Source organism: Halocalculus aciditolerans (genome assembly GCF_014647475.1).
Lineage (GTDB): Archaea > Halobacteriota > Halobacteria > Halobacteriales > Halobacteriaceae > Halocalculus > Halocalculus aciditolerans.
In genome coordinates this window covers 194568-211691 of sequence record NZ_BMPG01000004.1, presented here as the reverse complement: position 1 = coordinate 211691, position 17124 = coordinate 194568, and the positions used below count along the sequence as shown (strand labels likewise).

General features: G+C 69.6%; 16 protein-coding genes, 1 tRNA gene and 1 other RNA gene. 7 read left to right on the top strand and 11 right to left on the bottom strand.

The window, feature by feature from the left end; translation table 11 throughout:
• Positions 1-153 precede the first annotated feature (153 nt).
• Both IEY26_RS14710 and IEY26_RS14705 read right to left on the bottom strand, forming a co-directional pair.
• Positions 154-813: a metallophosphoesterase family protein gene (locus tag IEY26_RS14710; RefSeq protein WP_188980277.1), complete on the bottom strand. Its 660-nt coding sequence runs from the start codon at positions 811-813 to the stop codon at positions 154-156.
• 36 nt (positions 814-849) lie between these two features.
• On the bottom strand, positions 850-1422 hold the full coding sequence (locus tag IEY26_RS14705; RefSeq protein WP_188980275.1) for an IMP cyclohydrolase: 573 nt from the start codon (positions 1420-1422) through the stop codon (positions 850-852).
• 386 nt (positions 1423-1808) lie between these two features.
• Here IEY26_RS14705 and IEY26_RS14700 point away from each other — a divergent pair.
• A tRNA-Gln gene (locus tag IEY26_RS14700) sits at positions 1809-1881 on the top strand.
• Positions 1882-2028: 147 nt separating this feature from the next.
• Here IEY26_RS14700 and IEY26_RS14695 read toward each other — a convergent pair.
• A complete protein-coding gene (locus IEY26_RS14695) occupies positions 2029-2595 on the bottom strand; it encodes a plastocyanin/azurin family copper-binding protein (protein ID WP_229774157.1) in 567 nt (188 codons plus the stop codon).
• A 240-nt stretch (positions 2596-2835) separates the two neighbouring features.
• Here IEY26_RS14695 and IEY26_RS14690 point away from each other — a divergent pair, with 240 nt between their 5' ends.
• The gene (locus tag IEY26_RS14690; RefSeq protein WP_188980272.1) at positions 2836-3606 is read left to right on the top strand and encodes a TMEM165/GDT1 family protein; all 771 of its coding nucleotides are present in this window, start codon (positions 2836-2838) and stop codon (positions 3604-3606) included.
• 102 nt (positions 3607-3708) lie between these two features.
• On the opposite strand, the gene IEY26_RS14685 is transcribed toward IEY26_RS14690, so the two are convergent.
• From IEY26_RS14685 to IEY26_RS14660, 6 genes are all read right to left on the bottom strand, one after another.
• Entirely contained in the window at positions 3709-4077 is a 369-nt protein-coding gene (locus IEY26_RS14685) for a DUF5789 family protein (RefSeq protein ID WP_188980270.1), read from the bottom strand.
• Between the two features lie 104 nt (positions 4078-4181).
• Positions 4182-4730, bottom strand: coding sequence for a KEOPS complex subunit Cgi121 (gene cgi121, locus IEY26_RS14680; protein ID WP_188980268.1), 549 nt, complete (start codon positions 4728-4730; stop codon positions 4182-4184).
• Between the two features lie 4 nt (positions 4731-4734).
• Positions 4735-6972 (bottom strand): ATP-dependent DNA helicase, encoded by a 2238-nt coding sequence (locus IEY26_RS14675; RefSeq protein ID WP_188980266.1) that lies wholly within the window; start codon positions 6970-6972, stop codon positions 4735-4737.
• A 41-nt stretch (positions 6973-7013) separates the two neighbouring features.
• A complete protein-coding gene (locus IEY26_RS14670; protein WP_188980264.1) occupies positions 7014-7796 on the bottom strand; it encodes a YihY/virulence factor BrkB family protein in 783 nt (260 codons plus the stop codon).
• Positions 7797-8329: 533 nt separating this feature from the next.
• Positions 8330-9607 carry a dihydroorotase gene (locus IEY26_RS14665; RefSeq protein WP_188980262.1) on the bottom strand — a complete coding sequence of 426 codons (1278 nt, stop codon included), beginning with the start codon at positions 9605-9607 and terminating at the stop codon, positions 8330-8332.
• Between the two features lie 35 nt (positions 9608-9642).
• On the bottom strand, positions 9643-10308 hold the full coding sequence (locus tag IEY26_RS14660) for a lipoate--protein ligase family protein (protein ID WP_229774156.1): 666 nt from the start codon (positions 10306-10308) through the stop codon (positions 9643-9645).
• Positions 10309-10398: 90 nt separating this feature from the next.
• On the opposite strand from IEY26_RS14660, the gene IEY26_RS14655 reads away from it, so the two are divergent.
• Positions 10399-11238, top strand: a complete 840-nt coding sequence (locus tag IEY26_RS14655; protein WP_188980260.1) for a hypothetical protein — start codon at positions 10399-10401, stop codon at positions 11236-11238.
• Positions 11239-11265: 27 nt separating this feature from the next.
• Here IEY26_RS14655 and IEY26_RS14650 read toward each other — a convergent pair whose 3' ends face one another.
• Complete coding sequence (locus tag IEY26_RS14650; protein WP_188980258.1) at positions 11266-11844, bottom strand: cysteine hydrolase family protein; 579 nt, start codon at positions 11842-11844, stop codon at positions 11266-11268.
• A 68-nt stretch (positions 11845-11912) separates the two neighbouring features.
• Here IEY26_RS14650 and IEY26_RS14645 point away from each other — a divergent pair, with 68 nt between their 5' ends.
• Positions 11913-13340 (top strand): Hvo_1808 family surface protein, encoded by a 1428-nt coding sequence (locus tag IEY26_RS14645; protein WP_188980256.1) that lies wholly within the window; start codon positions 11913-11915, stop codon positions 13338-13340.
• Positions 13341-13389: 49 nt separating this feature from the next.
• Positions 13390-14568: a nicotinate phosphoribosyltransferase gene (locus IEY26_RS14640; protein ID WP_188980253.1), complete on the top strand. Its 1179-nt coding sequence runs from the start codon at positions 13390-13392 to the stop codon at positions 14566-14568.
• Here IEY26_RS14640 and IEY26_RS14635 read toward each other — a convergent pair whose 3' ends face one another.
• The gene (locus tag IEY26_RS14635) at positions 14569-15195 is read right to left on the bottom strand and encodes a TIGR00296 family protein (RefSeq protein WP_188980338.1); all 627 of its coding nucleotides are present in this window, start codon (positions 15193-15195) and stop codon (positions 14569-14571) included.
• Positions 15196-15305: 110 nt separating this feature from the next.
• On the opposite strand from IEY26_RS14635, the gene rnpB reads away from it, so the two are divergent.
• Positions 15306-15639, top strand: an RNA gene (gene rnpB, locus IEY26_RS14630) — RNase P RNA component.
• 104 nt (positions 15640-15743) lie between these two features.
• Entirely contained in the window at positions 15744-16709 is a 966-nt protein-coding gene (locus IEY26_RS14625; RefSeq protein WP_188980251.1) for a cation diffusion facilitator family transporter, read from the top strand.
• Positions 16710-17124 lie beyond the last annotated feature (415 nt).

Genomic DNA, 17124 nt, shown 5'->3' with positions numbered 1-17124 from the left:
ACTCGCCCTCAGTCGGAGGCAAGCTCCTCCTTGCCCACACTCGCTTTGCTCGCGTGGACTCCGGCCCTCGCGAGAACCCCTTTCGATGACCCGCCCTCCGTAGCGGCTGTCTCGCCTGCCGACACTCGGCGGCTGTCCGGTCGCGGTCTCCGACTACTTCCCCTGTCGGAGGCGTTCGCCGGTGTCCTTCGGGAGTCCGGCGTCGCTGACGGCGTCGGCGACGGCGTCGATGTCGTAGTCGACGCGGTGCTCTGTGACGTCCATGTTCTCGAGGTCGACGACGGCGTAGGCGGCGCGGGGGTCGCCGTCGCGGGGCTGGCCGACGCTCCCCGGGTTCAGCGCGATGCCCGCGTCGTAGACCTCGTGGTGTTGGACGTGCGTGTGCCCCATGACGAGGACGTCCTCGTCGCCGAGGAGGTCCTGACCGAACAGTTCGGGATACGTGTAGCGGTCGGGGTCGGCGGGGTGGCCGTGGACGATTTTCACGCGGCCGTCGGCGGCGCGGGTCTTCTCGGGGAGCGCGCGCAGCCACTCCAGCTGTTCGGCGGAGAGCGCTCGCTGCGCGAGGCCGATGCCGGCGCGCGCCATCTCGTTCGCGCGGTAGTTCTCGCCGAGCGCGACCTTCCGGTCGTGGTTCCCCATCACGCACGCTGCCGCTTCCTCGCGGACGCGCTCGACGCACTCGGCCGGCCACGGGTTGTAGCCGACGACGTCGCCCGCGCAGACGAGCTCGTCCACCGCGGGCATATCCGAGAGCACCGCCTCCAGCGCCACGAGGTTCGCGTGGACGTCGGAAATCACACCGATTCGCATACGGAGAACACGGACCGCCGGCCGCCTAAAGCTTGGTTAGCCGTTGTAGACCGCGGACGTCACGCCGCCGCCGTCGACGGTGACGCCCGCCGCGCAGACCGCGTGCTCGAAATCCGCCTCGTAGACGTCGCGCGCCGCCTCGCTCGCACTCACGGCGTCCAGCGCGAACGGCGTCGGCGCGTTCTTCTCGTAGGTCGCGACGAGCGTCGGCTCCGAAACCTCCTCGACGAGCAACGCGTCCCTCCGGACCACGCCGATGGTCGCCGTCTCCGCCTCGACGACGCCGGCGACTCTCGGCGTGTCGTAGTCGTCCTTCTCGTAGTCCATCGCCAGCAGGGCCTCCGCGAGCGCGTCCCGCGCCGGATACCCCCGCTCGACTTTCTCCGCGACCGGGTCGACGTGCGAGCCGTTCCCCACCACCGCTCCCGCGTCCGCGGGCCGCAGGCAGTTGTAGGAGACGTAGGGGTTGTCCGTCGGCTCCGCGTCCGCCGTCGGCACGACCGTCAACATCCCGTCGCGCTCCACGACCTCTCGGTTCGGGAACGAGCGCGACGACACTCGATACGCACCGATGCCCGGACCGACGACCACGAACCGCCCAACGTACATACACAGATGTGGGTAAACTACGGAGAAATAACTGGTGATTTAGGCACGTTCGGCCGAACCCCTCCGTTTCGACTGGAACCCCCGACGGGTCGTCCGATATCGTCCACTTCAGCCTCCACTCGACACCCGCCCCAGTGGCCTCCCGAGGACTCCGGACGCCCACTGAGGGATACGAAACCCACCGACTCGCCTCGACGCCGACGTTCTCCTTCTCGCACATTCCCAACTCGACACTCCCGAGCCACGGCGGTTTTCCCACACCACGCCCGAACGACGAGAACGACCGTCGCGACACCTCGTTCTCTATCGGTCGTGGTCCGCAAGACTCATATCCGGCCGTAGTCTACGGTGGGATGCGAAGCAGAAGTCGCCGACAGCGACCACACAGTTCCATGGGGTAGTGGCCAATCCTGTTGCCTTCTGGGGGCAACGACCCAGGTTCGAATCCTGGTGGAACTATTCTTCCATTCTCACACTTCGACAGAGACGTCTCTCCACTTGACCGCGAGCTACGACTGATTCCGGATAACCCTGGGAAATCGCGTTCCGAACTCCGTCGTCGTCGTGTCGGCCGTCGACGCCGGAGTCGTGGCGGTTCCTTGCCCCTTAGTCGGCGTTGGAGTTGTTCCGTGCGCCGCTCGACCCGCTGGTGAGTGCTTCTTCGACGGTCTTGTTGAGGGCGCGGAGTTCGGTCGCCGCGCCGCCGGGGAGGCTGTCCTGTGGGTCGGCGAGGGCGGGCTGGCCGTCGGGGTCGGGGTTGCCGACGATGACGGAACCGAGCATGCCCATGGATTCGTGGGGGATGCAGTAGTAGTCGTAGACGCCTTCGACGTCGAAGGTGTGGTCGAAGGTGCCGCTGGTGAGGGTGCCGGAGTCCCAGCCGTCGGCGTCGTCGGGGATGCGCTGGGGCTTGTCGTTGTCAGCGGAGTAGGAGGTGGTGGTGTGTGAACCGACGGTGTTGTTGAAGGTGACCGTGCCGCCCTGTTGGATCCAGACGACGTGCGGGTCGAATATCTGGCCGCCGGAGGACGTCATCTCGACTTCGATGGTTTGGGTGTTCGCGCCGCCGGCGACGTCGTAGGTCTCGACGTTTCCGCCCCCGCCGCCGCAGCCTGCGAGCAATGCGGTGGTCGCTGCGAGGCCGCTCGCGCGTAAGTAGTCGCGTCGACGCATACGCGACAGAATGGTCGCCACCGGCATAACTTTCGCCATCCGTCCTGACACCACTACCGCCAAACATAAAGTTTAGACGTGGCTAACTCGTGATAACGATGTCTGAGAACGCGACGGGGCGGCGGCCGCGGCGTTCCGTCGCTCGGCGAGTCGACGCACAGCCATCACGGACGCCTCGGCTCCCGGCCGCGATCCGGGGAGCGGCCGCGCCGAGCGACCGCGTGACGGGGGCCGCGTAGCGTGGTCGCTCCGGTCCCGCTCGACGCCAGCGGCATCAGCGGCCTCATCGACCAGTACGACCACTTCGGGCCGGCGGTCACCGCGTTCGTGACGAACTTCCTCGCGACCTTCGGCGACAAGGGCCAGCTCGCCGTCATCACGCTCGCGACCATCTACGACGCGAAACGCGTCTTCCTCGGCGCGGTCACCGCGTTCGCCGCTTGGAACGTCGTCGAAGTCTCGGTCGGGTCTGCCGTTCTCGGGGCGCTCCCCGGCGGCGTCACCCCGCTCCTCACGGGCGCGCTCTTCGTCCTCGTCGGCCTCTGGACGTGCGCTCAGGCGTACTCGCTCTACACACGCGACGGCGAAGCGGTCGCCAGCGACGTCTTCGCCGGCATCTTCCCCGGCGACCTCTACGACCGCCTTCAGGGCTCCGGAGCCTTCGTCATCTCCTTCGTCGCCATCGCCATCGCCGAGTTCGGCGACAAGACCCAGATTCTCACCATCAACCTCGGCGCGACCTTCCCGGACTCCCCGGTCGCCGTCATCGTCGGCGCGTGGCTCGGCCTCGCTCTCCGCACCGGCATCGACGCCGTCATCGGCACGGCCGCCGAACGCGTCCTCCCGATGGCGTTCGTGCAGGCCGCCGGCGCGGCCGTCTTCGTCGCCGTCGGCCTCTTCCAGTGGGGCGTCCTCGGCGGCACCACCGTCGTCGCTATCGCCGCCGCCGCGGTCGCGTTCGCCGTCGGCGGCGCGCTCTACCGGCACTGGACCACGCCCACGCAGGCGTAACGAACCGACCAGCCGACCATCTATCCCCCTCTTCTCAGCCGACGCGATTCTCGCCGACGCGTCGCGCGTCGTCGCGCCGCACTGCGTGACCGCCGCGCCGCGCTACGGCTCTTCGTCGCGTTTCTCGGCCGCGAGCTCTTCCAGCTCGCGCTCCGAGTTGTACTCCGAGATGTCGCCGTGCTCCTCGCCGGCCGGCCCCGTGAGCTCGCCGAGGATGGCCTCGCGGGCCTCCGCCTCCGTCTCGTACTCGTCGTCGGCGAGCCGGTCGAAGACGTCCGCGAGGCTCTCCGTCTCGTTCGGCAGCTCGTTCTCCCGGTCGGCGTAGACCGCGCGGAGCTCGTCCGTGTTCGACGGATACGACGCGTGACCGACCGTCGCCTCGACGGCCTCCAGCGTCTCCTCGACACGTTCGGCGCGCGACTCCTCTTTCGCCGCCATCTTCTCCGTGTGCGATCGCTCTCGGTCCGGCATACGCGGACGTTCTCACGCCTCCCGGAAGAGAATGATGGCTGTCCGGTGGTCCACGCGGCGCGAGACATCGGGTGCGTCGGTGGCTCCGAAAGCCCCGGTACTCCCTATTTCTCGACGTCGAGGAGGGCAACGCGCTCGCGAACGAGCGCGGACAGTCCGGCGGTCGTGGCGTCGCGTTCGGCCGGCGTAATCTCGTAGAAGTCGGTGATTCGGTCCTCGTCGGCGGCGACGCCGAGCGTCTCGGCCGGCTCGTAGGCGTCGAGTTCGCGGACTCGCTCTGCTGCCGCGTCCTCGTCACCACGGTCGGAGCTGTGCTCCTCCCTGATTCGCGAACCGGAGGTTCGCTCACCCCCGTCGATAACGACGACGGCGGGCGTCTCGCCCTCGCTCACGCCCATCGCGAGCGCCTGTGAGATCTGGCGGCGGCCCGCGGCGTAGAGGAGGATTTCGACCGCGCGTTCCCGCGCGACGTTCTCCCCGCGCTCGAACGCTCGATCCGCGTGCGCCACCGCGCTCTCCAGGTGGGCTTCGTCGACGACGTACCGCGCGTCGAACGCCTGCACCGCCGCGTCCGTCCCCGCGCCGACGTCGCCGAGTTCGGCGACGAACGCGTCCACGTCCGCGACGTCGAAGACGCCTTCCACGACCCTCATCGGCTCACCCGAAATCACCGAACGTCGCCTGTCCCTCCGGCTCCCCGTCCGCTTCCGTGTCCGCCGCCGCGTCGTCGTCGGCGTCGACATCGGTCATCGACGGGTTCGGATGCCCGACGTTCTCCAGGATGGATTCGGCGGTCTTCCGCCGCCCGCGCACGGCACCCAGCACCGTCGACTTCTCCGCGTCGCGGAGGTCGGTACGGTCCTCGATGCCCGCGCGGTAGAGCCGCCGAGCGCGCTTCCGCCCGACGTTCCGCACGCCCGCGAGGTCAAGGAGTTCCTCGCGAACGCCGTACTCGACGCGCTGGCGGGCTTTTCGTACCTCGATGGCGTTCTCCAGCCCGAGGTCGCCCGCGAGCCGCTCCGCCGCGCCGAGCAGCCACTCCGCCGTCTCCACCTTCCCCCGGATGTCTCCGGGACCGACGCCGTACTGCTCCGCGAGCCGGTCCTCGTCCAGCTCTTCCGTCCAGTCTTCGAGGAGCTTCGCCGTCTTCAGCGCCGACAGCCAGTCCTCGAAGGCGTTGTCGTCGAACTCCGACGGCATCGACCCGCAGAACTCCTCCTCGCGCTCGTACGCGAGCTCTGTATATTCCTCCCGGTCGCCGGAGCGCAAGTAGAGCTCGTACATGTCCGGCGTGCGGGAGACGAGGTGGTAGAGGCCGAGCGCCGTCGGCTCCTCCTCGGCTTCGAGGCCGTGGATGATCTCGGCGGCGCTCATCGGGTCGATGTAGAGCCGGCTGACGAGGTGGCCGGCGCTCGTCGCCGACAGCGCGTCGCCGTGGCGCTCCACGAAGTCGTTCGCCACGAGGTAGTCGAGGACGTCGTCCGTCACCTCCGCGAGCCGGTCTGAGTCGTCGGTCTGCGACGCGTAGAGCGTCGAGTCGAGGAACTCCAAGAGGCTCTCTCGGGTCGTCGCGAACCCGGTCGCGATTGTGGCGAGCACGTGCGTGCGGAGCGCGGGCTCCGCGGCGAGCTTCGAGCGCACCGGCTCGGGCTCCGCGTAGATGTAGCGGTCGAAGAGCTCCTCCATCTCGTCGTGGTTCTTCGCGAGCAGGAGGGCTTCGCCGTAGGGGTCAAGGCCGGGGCGGCCCGCCCGCCCGAACATCTGGTGGACTTCGAGGACGTCGAGCGGCTGCATCCCGCCCGCGGTCCCGTCGTACCGCCGCCAGTCCCGCACGACGACCCGCCTGCTCGGCGTGTTCACGCCGGCGGCGAGCGTCGGCGTCGCCGCCACGACCTTCACGAGCCGGTCGCGGAACGCCTCCTCGACGAGCGTCCGGTGGTCGCGCGCCAGACCCGCGTGGTGGAACGCCGCGCCGCGCTCCACCGCGTCCGCGAGGTCGGACGAGGTATCGGTATCGCTCACGTCCCGAATCTCGTCGGCGACGTCGGCGAGCGCCTCCCGCTCCTCCGTCGTGAGGTGGCCGCGCGTGTTCTCGGAGAGCCGGCGCGCCGCCGCCTCCGCGTTCCGCCGCGAGTTCACGAACACCAGCGTCGACCCGTCCTCGTCCAGCGTCTCCTCTACCACTGCCGCGGTCTGACTCCCCGCCGAATCAGCGGGGAGCTCTCGCTGACTCCCGTCGTCGAAGTGCGCCGCGCTCCCGTAGTGGACGCCCGTCCGCAGGTCGATGGGCCGCCACGTCGAATCCACGAGCGCGGCGTCCAGCCAGTCGGCGAGCTCGTCCGCGTTCCCCACCGTCGCGGAGAGCGCGACGACCTGCAAGTCCGGGACGCGCTGGCGGAGCTTCGCTAAGGTGACTTCGAGCGTCGGCCCGCGGTGCCGGTCGTCTACGAGGTGGACCTCGTCGGAGACGACACAGGAGAGGTCGTCCACCCAGTCCGCGCCGTTCCGCACCAGCGAGTCCACCTTCTCCGACGTCGCCACGATGATGTCGCGGCTCCCCAGCCAGTCGCCCTCGCTCTCGTAGTTCCCCGTCGTCACGCCCACCGAGAGCCCGAACTCCTCGAACGCCTCGAACTCCCGGGCCTTCTCCCCGGCGAGCGCCCGCAGCGGCACGATGTAGAGCGCCGTCCCGCCGCGCTCGATGGCCGACAGCATCGCTAGCTCCGCGATGAACGTCTTCCCTGACGCCGTCGGCACCGACGCCACCACGCTCTCCCCGTCCGTCACGCCGGCCTCCACGGCCTCCGCCTGCGGCGGGTAGAGCTCCTCGATCCCCTCGGACGCGAAATGCTCCGTCACGCCCGCAGGGAGCCCCGACAGCTCCGATACTCTCATTGCACCGAGCTAGGCGACTCCCCCGGTTTAAACTATCGCCGTCAGGCCGCGGCGTCGACGTGCCCCGCGAGCACCGCGTTCACCGTCGCCCCTAGCAGCACGATCACCGCCGCCGCGTACAGCCACGTCAACAGGAGGATGATGCCGCCGAGCACGCCCGACGCCGTCGCCGCCGTCACCGCCACGTAGACGTTGAACAGCACGCCGAGCGCCACCCAGCCCACGCCCGCGAACACCGCCCCCGGCAGCCCCTCCCGCGGCGTCGTCGGCGTATCCGGCAGGAAGACGTAGAGCGGGAGGAACGCCACCGCGAGCGCGCCGGCGAGGAGGAGTGGCCCGACCGCGTCCAGCAGCACGCGGTCCACCACCGCCGCCAGCACGTACCCCACGCCCACCACCAGCGCCGACGCGACCGCCATCACGCCCAGCGCCACCAGCCCGTCGACCGCCGCCGACACGAACGTATCGTCCTGCCGCCCGTAGATACTCGCGAACGCCGCGTTCAGACTCCGAAACACCTTCAGCGCGCTCCACACCAACACCACCCCGCCCAGCGCGCTCGTCGTCACCCGCCCCACACCGCCTTCGAGCGCCTGCGCCACCGCCGCCTCCCCGCTCGGCGTCAACGACCCACCCAGCACCCGCAACACCTGCTCGGACACAGAGACGTCCGACACCGCCGCTGCCACCACCACCGACAGCGCCAACAGCGGCACGAGCGACATGAACGCCGCATACGCAATCGCCCCCGCCACCAGCGTCAACCGACGCTCCTGCACCACATCGTACACCGCCCGCGCCGTCACTACCGCCGAAGCAGCCATACCACCGACCACGATCCCCCGCCGAAAAACCCCGATGGCTAGCACGCCCACCCACACCCCCGCACTCGTCTCCTCGTGATTCTCGCTCGCGCCGTTGGCGCTCGCTCCGAATCACGTACCGCACGTCGCGCGGCGCGCGTGTCGCTCCCTCTCGGTCGCTCCCGCGCGCCGTCTCGCGGTTCTCGCGCGAGCGGCACGTCGCGCGGAGCGCGACGAAACGGGCGAGTGGCAGGCGGACCGAAGGTTCGCCGAACGCACGAACGGCGAGCGCAGTGAGCCGTGAGCGGCGGAGTCGTTCGAAAGACGCATCGCGTCTTTCGTGATGACAAGACGGCTCCGCCGTCTCGAACCGCCGCGAGCCAGCGAGTGCGAGCAGGGAGGAACTCGTTCCGACCGTGCTCGCTCGCGCCGTTGGCGCTCGCTCCGAATCACGCACCGCACGTCGCGCGGCGCGCGTGTCGCTCCCTCTCGGTCGCTCCCGCGCGCCGTCTCGCGGTTCTCGCTCGCGCCGTTGGCGCTCGCTCCGAACCGCGTTACCTCCCGACGTTCCGGCCGACCCCACTCCCGAAGGTCTCGTCGTCGCCGCGAGCGTCGTAGGCGATTTCGCCGCGGACGAGCGTGAGCGTCGGGAAGACGCCTTCGAACCCCTCGAAGGGCGTCCACTCGCACTTCGAGTGGAGGTCGTCGCCGCGAATCTCCCTTCGGTCCTCGGGGTCGACGAGGACGAGGTCGGCGTCGCGGCCGGCTTCGACCTTGCCTTTCGCGGGGAGGTCGAAGATGCGCGCGGGGTTCGCGGCGGTGAGGTCGCGAACGCGACTCCACGTCAGCCGTCCGTCGTCGACGGCGGCGAGGAGGAGCGGGAGGCTCGTCTCGACGCCCGGCACACCACTGGGAGCGTCCCAGATGCCCGCGTCCTTCTCCTCGCGCGTGTGCGGCGCGTGGTCGGTCGCGACGATGTCCACCGTGCCGTCGACGAGGCGCTCGAAGAGGGCTTCCCGTCGCTCCTCGCTTCTCAGGGGCGGGTTCATCCGCCCGAACGTTCCCAGCTCGCTGAGGTCGTCGCGGGAGAGGAAGAGGTGGTGGGGCGTCACCTCGCAGGTCGCGCCGCCCGCGCTCGCGGCGTCGACGCCCTCCGGCGTGCTCGTGTGCGCGATGTGGACCTGCGCGTCCGACTCCTCGCCCACTTCGACGGCGCGCTCTACCGCGACTGCCTCGGCTTCCGCCGTCCGATAGGCGCTCCACGCGTCCGCGTCGTCGCGCTCCTTCGCGTCGTCCTCGAAGAGCGCCGCGTCCTCCGCGTGCACGGTCACGGGCACGTCCTCGTCGGCCGCGCGAGCGAGCGCTTCCGCGAACAGCTCGGCGTCGATACCCATCTCGCCAGTGGAGTCCGCGAGGAAGACCTCGCCGAGCGCGAACAGCGGCCGCTCGAAGAGCGAATCCGGGTCCCACGCCTCCGTGACGCCGCCGTTGATGCCGTAGTCCACGAGGCTCTCCGAGGCGTACCGCTCCTTCTCGTCGAAGGACGCCGCGTCCGTCGTCGCCGGACTCGTGTTCGGCTGGTCGACGACGGTCGTCACGCCGCCCGCGGCCGCCGACCGACTCCCCGTCGCCCACGTCTCCTTGTGGGAGAACCCGGGCTCGCGAAAGTGCACGTGCGCGTCGACCGCGCCCGGGAGGAGGCGGTAGCCGTCCGCGTCCAGCCAGTCCTCGCCATCTAACTCGGGGGCGACCGCGTCGATGCGCCCGCCGTCGTTCAGCCGCACGTCGCGAACGCGACCGTCCACCAGCGTCGCGTTCCGAATAACTCGCATACCCGGACGCCCGGGCGGGAGCGCCTAAGAACCTTCTACTCCGCGCCGGCCGTCGCGAGGCAGTACTCCAACTCCTCGCGCACGCGCTCCCACGCCGTCTCCCCGCCCGCGTCCGCCACCGTCCCGACGCTTTCCGGGTCGAACGGCGCGTCGAGCGCCCGATACACGCCGTCGAGGACGTGCGAGATCTCCTCGCGGTCGTCGACGAGGAGGACGCCGGACGCCAGCGCCGCCTCCGACGTCACGCGCTGTGCGACCCCCACGAGCTTTCCCTCGTACTGGAGGCTGTGGTCGCCCGGACAGAACGACTCCGGCGGCTCGCCGTGCTCGGCGGGGACGCCGAGGTGCCAGAGAGCGCGCTGCACCGCCGACGTGGCCCGCGCGTACCGCTCGTTCATCCCCGCCCGCAGCTCCTCGACGGGGTCGGCGCGCGCGAACGCCACCGTCGACGCCGTGTAGGCGACCGCGCGCCCGCCGACGCTCCGCTCCACCGGCTCGAACCCCTCGACGCGCGCGTGCGCCCTCGCCTCCTCGTACCCCGCCGCGCGCGTGTCCCGCCGCCCGAACGCCACGCACCGCCCCGGCCGCCACACCCGAATCGCCGGCTCTCCCGACGACGCCAACGCCAACAGCTCCGCGACGCCCGCCCGGCCCGCCTCGTCCGCGCCCTCCCCCTCGCGCTCGCCCCGAACCACGTACATACCACCGTCTTCTCCCCCGCGCAGGTAAACGCTAGCGGTGCGAGCGACTCCGTCCGATTCGGCTTTGTCGATGCGGACGGAACGCGAGGTATGAGCGAGCCGGCTCGCCCGTTCCTCTCCCCAGACGTGCTCCGGTCGTACCCGCGGTTCTCGCGGTATAACTCGCCGTATCCCGCGCACGACGCGGGCTGCGCGCTCGACCTCTACCCCGACGACCCCGGGTCGGCCGCGCCGTCGCCGGTCGCGGGCGACGTCGTCGAGACCCGCCGCGTGAAATGCCCGCCGAAGCCCTACGCCGTCGACCACGACCACCTCGTCGTCGTCGACACGGGCGAGTGGCTCGCGCGCATCCTCCACGTCGATCCGGACGTCGCCGCCGGCGACCGCGTGCGCGTCGGCGACGCTCTCGGCCGCACAGTCCGCTCGGGCTTCTTCGGCCCGTGGGTCGCCGACCACCTCCACGTCGGCTTCCGGCCGCGCGACGCGAACCCGACGCGCGCAAGCGGCTCGCTCCCGTTCGCGCTCCCCGTGGACGTCACGCCCGTCCCGTGGGACGGGCGCGGCACCGTCGTCGAATCTGGCGAGACGTACGTCGTCCTCGACGCCCCGAGCCATCCGAACCCCGGGTCGTTCGCCGCGCTCGCCACCGACGAGGGCGTCCCGCTCGACGGCGGCCTCCCCCACTACGACCCCGGCGGCGTCTTCACCGACGACTGCGACGCTGAGACGCTCTCACTCCTCGGCGCGACTGTCGGCACTGTCGACGCCGACCGGCGGACGGTCGACTGGCGCGACGTCGACGTCCGCGCGAACGGCCGCGACGTCCTCGGCCTCTCCCTCTTCGCCGCCCGCGACGCGCTCGGCGCGAAAATCGTCTGCCCCGACCACTCTCTCGCCCCCGGGGACGACGTCCGACTGACGCTCGACTGACCCTTCTCTTCCTCTCCACTCGCTCGGTCAGGCGAACGCGACGCCCGCGCGCTCGGTGACGTCGCCGAACAGCCAGTCGGCGTGGTCGAGCGCGTACTCCTTGTGGTCGCGCTCGATGTAGCCGACGGCGTCCTCGACGAGGACCGGCCGGTAATCTCGGAGGCCGGCCGACGACGCCGTGTGGAGGACGCAGACGTTCGCGAGCGTCCCGCAGAGGAGGAGGTCGTTCACGCCGTGGCTGTCGAGATACCCCTCGAGGTCCGTCTGGTAGAAGGCGTCGTAGGTGTGCTTCTCGACGACGTGGTCGGCGTCGCGGACGTCGAGGGCGTCGTGGAGTTCGGCGTCCCACGTCCCCTCGACGACGTGCTCGCCCCAGCGGTCGAACTCGTCGTAGTAGTGGTTCTCGTCGAACTGGCCCGCCGGGTGGACGTCGCGCGTGTAGACGATTCGCGCGCCGGCGTCGCGCGCCCGCTCCACGAGCCCCGTCACGGGGTCGAGCGCGTCCTCGCTCGGCGGCGCGTACAGGCTCCCTTCGGGGTGACAGAAGCCGTTCTGCATGTCCACGACGATAACTGCCGTCTCCGCCGGGTCGAACTCCGTCTCCATACCGGAGGCTTGGACTGCCAGCCACAGAACGTTACGGTTTTTTGAAGGACGCGCCCGGAGTGATGGTTATGCGAACACGCTCCGTCCTCGCCGTGGCCGCCCTCCTCGTCTTCGCGGGCTGCGTGGGGACGCCGGTCACGCAGCCGCTCGCCGGGTCGGCGGACGCCCCGCCCGACCCCGCGACCGACCAGCTCGGCTGGGAGGCCGGCTACTGGTACAACGAATCGCTCGCCATCACGACCGACGACGGCCTGAACGAGTCCGAGTTCCAGGCGGTCGTGAACCGCGCGATGGCGCGCGACGAACACATCCGCAACATCGAGTTCGAGAAGCAGGTGCCCGTCGAGGTGATGACGCGCGAGGAGTACCGCCAGCAGTCGAACGGCGGCGGCAGCCCCTCCGAGGCGCGCCTCGCGTTCGACAACGCGAAGTTCCAGTCGCTCTTCCTCGTCGGCCAGGACGAGAACTCCCTCAGCGTCCAGCAGTCCAACCAGGGCTCCAGCGTCCTCGGGTTCTACTCGCCGTCGAAGGACGAAATCGTCATCGTCACGAACGGCGAGAACGCCGTCATCGACGAACTCACGCTCGCGCACGAACTCGACCACGCCCTCCAGTTCCGGAACTTCGAGATGGGGTACGCCAGCCCGACCCGCGACGCCTCGAACGCTCACAGCGGCCTCATCGAGGGCGACGCGCGCTACGTCGAGAACCGCTACGAGGAGTACTGCGGCGAAGCGTGGCAGTGCGTGAAGCCCGAACCGAAGAGCGGGAGCAGTAGCGGGAGCGGCGGGAGCAGTCTGAACCTCGGCGTCTACATCGTGAAGTACTTCCCGTACTCCGACGGCCCCGGCTTCGTCGGCGCGCTCAAGGACGCCGGCGGCTGGGACGCCGTGAACGACGCCTACAGCGACCCGCCGGACACCGCGAAGGAAGTCGCGCTTCCCGAGACCTACCCCGAGGCCGGTCACACGAACGTCTCGCTCGCGGACACGAGCGACGGCGAGTGGGACCGCGTCACCGTCCCCGGCCGCGCGCCCTACGGTGAAGTCGGCGTCGCCGGCATCACCGCGATGGTCGCCTACCCCTCCTACGACGACTCCAAGGAGGGCGGCGTCGTGAAACCGCGGACGTTCCTCAACTACAAGCCGAACGGCGACGTCCAGAGCGACGACCCGTTCAACTACACGAACCGCTACGCCGACGGGTGGACGGGCGATAAGCTCTACGTCTACCAGAACGCGGCGGACGAGACGGCGTACGTCTGGCGGGTCACGTGGGAGTCGCCCGGGGACGCACAGACGTTCGCGTCCGGCTACCGGAACGTCCTCGCCTACTGGGGCGGCGAGACCGTGAACGACGCGAACACCCGCTACCGGATTGCCGACGGCGGCTTCCGCGGCGCGTACTTCCTCCAGACCTCGGGAACGACGACGACCATCGTCTACGCGCCGCGGGCGAGCGACCTCGACGACGTCCGGCAGGGCACGCCGACGTGACCCCCCGGACCTCGTAGCCTTTAGGGCACTCCCCGCCGACGAGTCGGGTATGGACGCCCCGACGGGCACGCCCGACGGCGACGCCGACTTCGACATCGTCCCCCCGAGCGCGATTCGCACGGGGCGAGCGACGGACGCCTACTTCGAACGCACTGAGACCACTCTCGACCACGCGGGCGTGAACCCGCGCGTCGTCGCCGAAGTGACGCGCCAGCAGTTCCCCACCGGCGACTTCGACGTCTTCGCCGGCGTGAAAGACGCCGCCCACCTCCTCGCCGGCCTCCCCATCGACGTCGACGCCCTCCCCGAAGGCCAGCTCTTCGACGGCGGCCCCGTCCTCCGCATCGAAGGGAACTATCGGGATTTCGCGAAGTACGAGACGAGCCTCCTCGGGTTTCTCTCGCACGCGAGCGGCTGTGCGACGCGCGCGCTCGAGGTCCGGCGCGCCGCCCCCGACGACCAGGTGTTGAGCTTCGGCGCGCGCCACGTCCACCCCAGCATCGCCGCGATGGTCGAACGCTCCGCCCTCCTCGCCGGCCTCGACGGCATCAGTCACGTCGCCGCCGGCGACGTCCTCGACTACCCCGCGAGCGGCACGATGCCGCACGCGCTCATGATATGCTTCGGCAACGGCCACCAGGAAGACGCGTGGCGGGCGTTCGACGACGCCGTCCCCGCGGACGTCCCGCGCGTCGCGCTCTGTGACACCTACTCCGACGAGAAGGACGAGGTTCTGCGCGCCGTCGACGCGCTCGGCGAGAACCTCGACAGCGTCCGCCTCGACACGACGTCGAGCCGCCGCGGGAACTTCGAGCACATCGTCCGCGAAGTCCGCTGGGAGCTCGACGCCCGCGGCCGCGAGGACGTCGGCGTCTTCGTCTCCGGCGGCCTCGGCCCCGACGACCTCCGCGCGCTCTCCCCCTCCGTCGAGGGGTTCGGCGTCGGCGGCTACGTCTCCAACGCCGACCCGCTCGACTTCGCGCTCGACATCGTCGAACGCGACGGCGAGCCCTGCGCGAAACGCGGGAAGCTCTCCGGGAAGAAGTCGGTGTATCGGACGCCCGACGGCGGCCACCACGTCGGCCTCGCCGGCCGACAGGGCCCGGCGAACGGCGAGTCACTCCTCCGGCCGCTCATCCGCGACGGCGAACTCGTCCGAGAGTTCGACCTGGAGGAGGCGGCGGCGACGGTCGCAGAAGACGCAGCGCGAGTCGGCTTTGCGGAGTAGTTAGTTCAGTTCCTCGACGTCGCCTTCCGGCTCCGTCTCGGCGAACACCTGTCCTTCGAAGAGCGTGACCATGACGTCGTCGTCCTCCCACGCGCCGTTCGGGAGGTCGGCTTTCCGGCACGTTCGGTCGAGATACTCGAAGACGCTCCAGTTCTGCTCGACGGGAATCGTCGGGTACATCCAGCCGTGCTTCCCGCGACCGTCGATGGCGATACCGTGCGTACCGAGTTCGAGGTCGTCGACGGGGTCGTCGGTGAGAAGGAGGTTCGAGACGGTGCAGACGGAGACGCGGAGGTTCGAGAGTTCGGCGGGTTCGACCTCCGACCCGCAGGACGCGTCCGACGCCGCCTTGATGGCGGCTTCGACGATTGCGTGTCCCAACTGTTGGTTTCCGCTCCCCAGTTCGCTCGCGGTCTCCTGCGCGCCAGCGCAGCCCCGGAGTCGCCCCATGCCACGTGTTGATTCGAGTCGGACGAACGCGCCTGTTCGGTGATAGAAGGAGTCACGCATGCTCCCCGGATGCTCTCGCTGGCCGTTCTTTACGAAAGCCTCCACCGAGTCGCGTGCCAGTTCGACCGCCCGAGCGCCGTCTTCGAAGGAAAGGTGTACCGACTGCGCTTCGGACATTTCGGCCATAAATACTATGCGTGGAAACTTCAATTCTTCCCTTCTGTCCGAAAGACCATGACAGTCCTCGCGACCGAACCCTTATCGGCGCTCACGGCCTACGTCCAGTCGGCAGAGGGAGTCCGGCCACCGCGGCCCACAGCGGCACGCGAGGAAAGTCCCCCCACCCGCCGAGCAGGCGACCGGACGCAAGTCCGGGGCCGGAGACGACCGGCACTGGAACAGAGACGACACGTCCTCCTCCGACCGATGACGCGCGCGAACCGACCCGCGAGGGAAGGGAGCTAACCCGCTTAGGTTGAACGGGGAGGGATCGATGGAACGGCCAATCCCCGCCGGTGCAAGCCCGCGCGCGAAGGTAGCTCGGCCACCCCGTTTTCGGGGCGCGCGTGGGCGCTCAGCCGAATGCCGGACCGAACAGAAGGGGGCTTACTCCCCTCAGCCCGTCTTAATAACCCAAGCCCGAACGATTACTAGGAGCTGCTAGGCGACCCCGGGTCACTGATAGCGGGATTAATACTTCAGCGTCGACTCCACCCGACAACTCGATGACCGACGACAGCCACGGCGACGCCGACGGCCACGACCACGATCATGGTCACGGCCACGGCCACGACCGCGGCGACGCGACCGGCAGCCAGCGCGCGCTGAAGCTCGCGCTCGTCATCAACACCGTGTTCTTCGTCGTCGAAGTCGTCGGCGCGCTCTACGCGAACTCGCTCACGCTCCTCGCGGACGCCGCGCACATGCTCACGGACTCCGCGAGCCTCCTCCTCGCCCTCCTCGCCGCGTGGATCGCGACGCTCGCCGCCGACGAGAAACGCACCTACGGCTACCAGCGCGCCGAAATCCTCGCCGCGCTCGCCAACGGCGTCTTCCTCGTCGTCATCGTCGCCTACATCGCCTACGAGGCTGTCGTCCGCTTCCAGAACCCCCAGCCCGTCAAGGCCGTCCCGACCATCGTCGTCGGCGTCGTCGGCCTCGCCGCGAACCTCGCCGGCGCGTACGTCCTCCACGGCGGCCGCGAGAACCTCAACATCCGGGGCGCGTACCTCCACCTCCTCGCTGACGCCGCCGGGAGCGTCGCCGCCGTCGCCCTCGGGGTCGCCCTCTACTTCACGGACCTCCGCGTCCTCGACCCGCTCTTCAGCCTCGTCATCGCCGCGCTCGTCCTCTACTCCGCCAAAGACCTCCTCGCCGAGAGCGTCAACATCCTCCTCCAGGGCACGCCGCCCGGCGTCGACGTCGACGTCGTCACCGACTCCCTCCGCGGCATCGACGGCGTCACCGGCGTCCACGACGTCCACGTCTGGGCGCTCACCAGCCGCAGCGTCGCCTGCAGCGCCCACGTCGTCGTCACCGACGACGCCGACCGCGACGCCGTCCTCGACCGCTGCCGCCGCGTCCTCGGCGACGACCACGGCATCGGCCACGCCACCATCCAAATCGAGACCCACCAGGGTGACTGCGAGACCGCCGACTTCGACTGCTACCCCGGCGACACCCGTACCTGACCTATCAGGACGCTATGGTACTCTCCGGGCCAAAACCCCCTTTGTACCGAGCGACGAACGAATAACTGCCTCCGACGAGGAGGCGTCGGATGACTCTCACGCGGGAGATTCGGTGATAGATTCCGTCGACGGCGCTCCGGGCGAACGTCGTCGTCGCACGGAGAACCGACGCCGACGGAACACACGCCATCACCCACCCTCACCTTCCGCGCACTCAACATCCCGTAGCCACCGGGCCATCCAACACCCGTCGACGTCGACACCGTAACTGTTCCAGACCGACGTCGAACGCATCGCTCGGTCGCTCTGAACCGCCTCCGCTGCCTCACGGATCACTCTCGCTCACGGCGACCGCCGCTCGCTCGTTCGGCGGAACCGGAGGTTCCGCCTGCTCCCCGCTCGGACTCCGGAGATT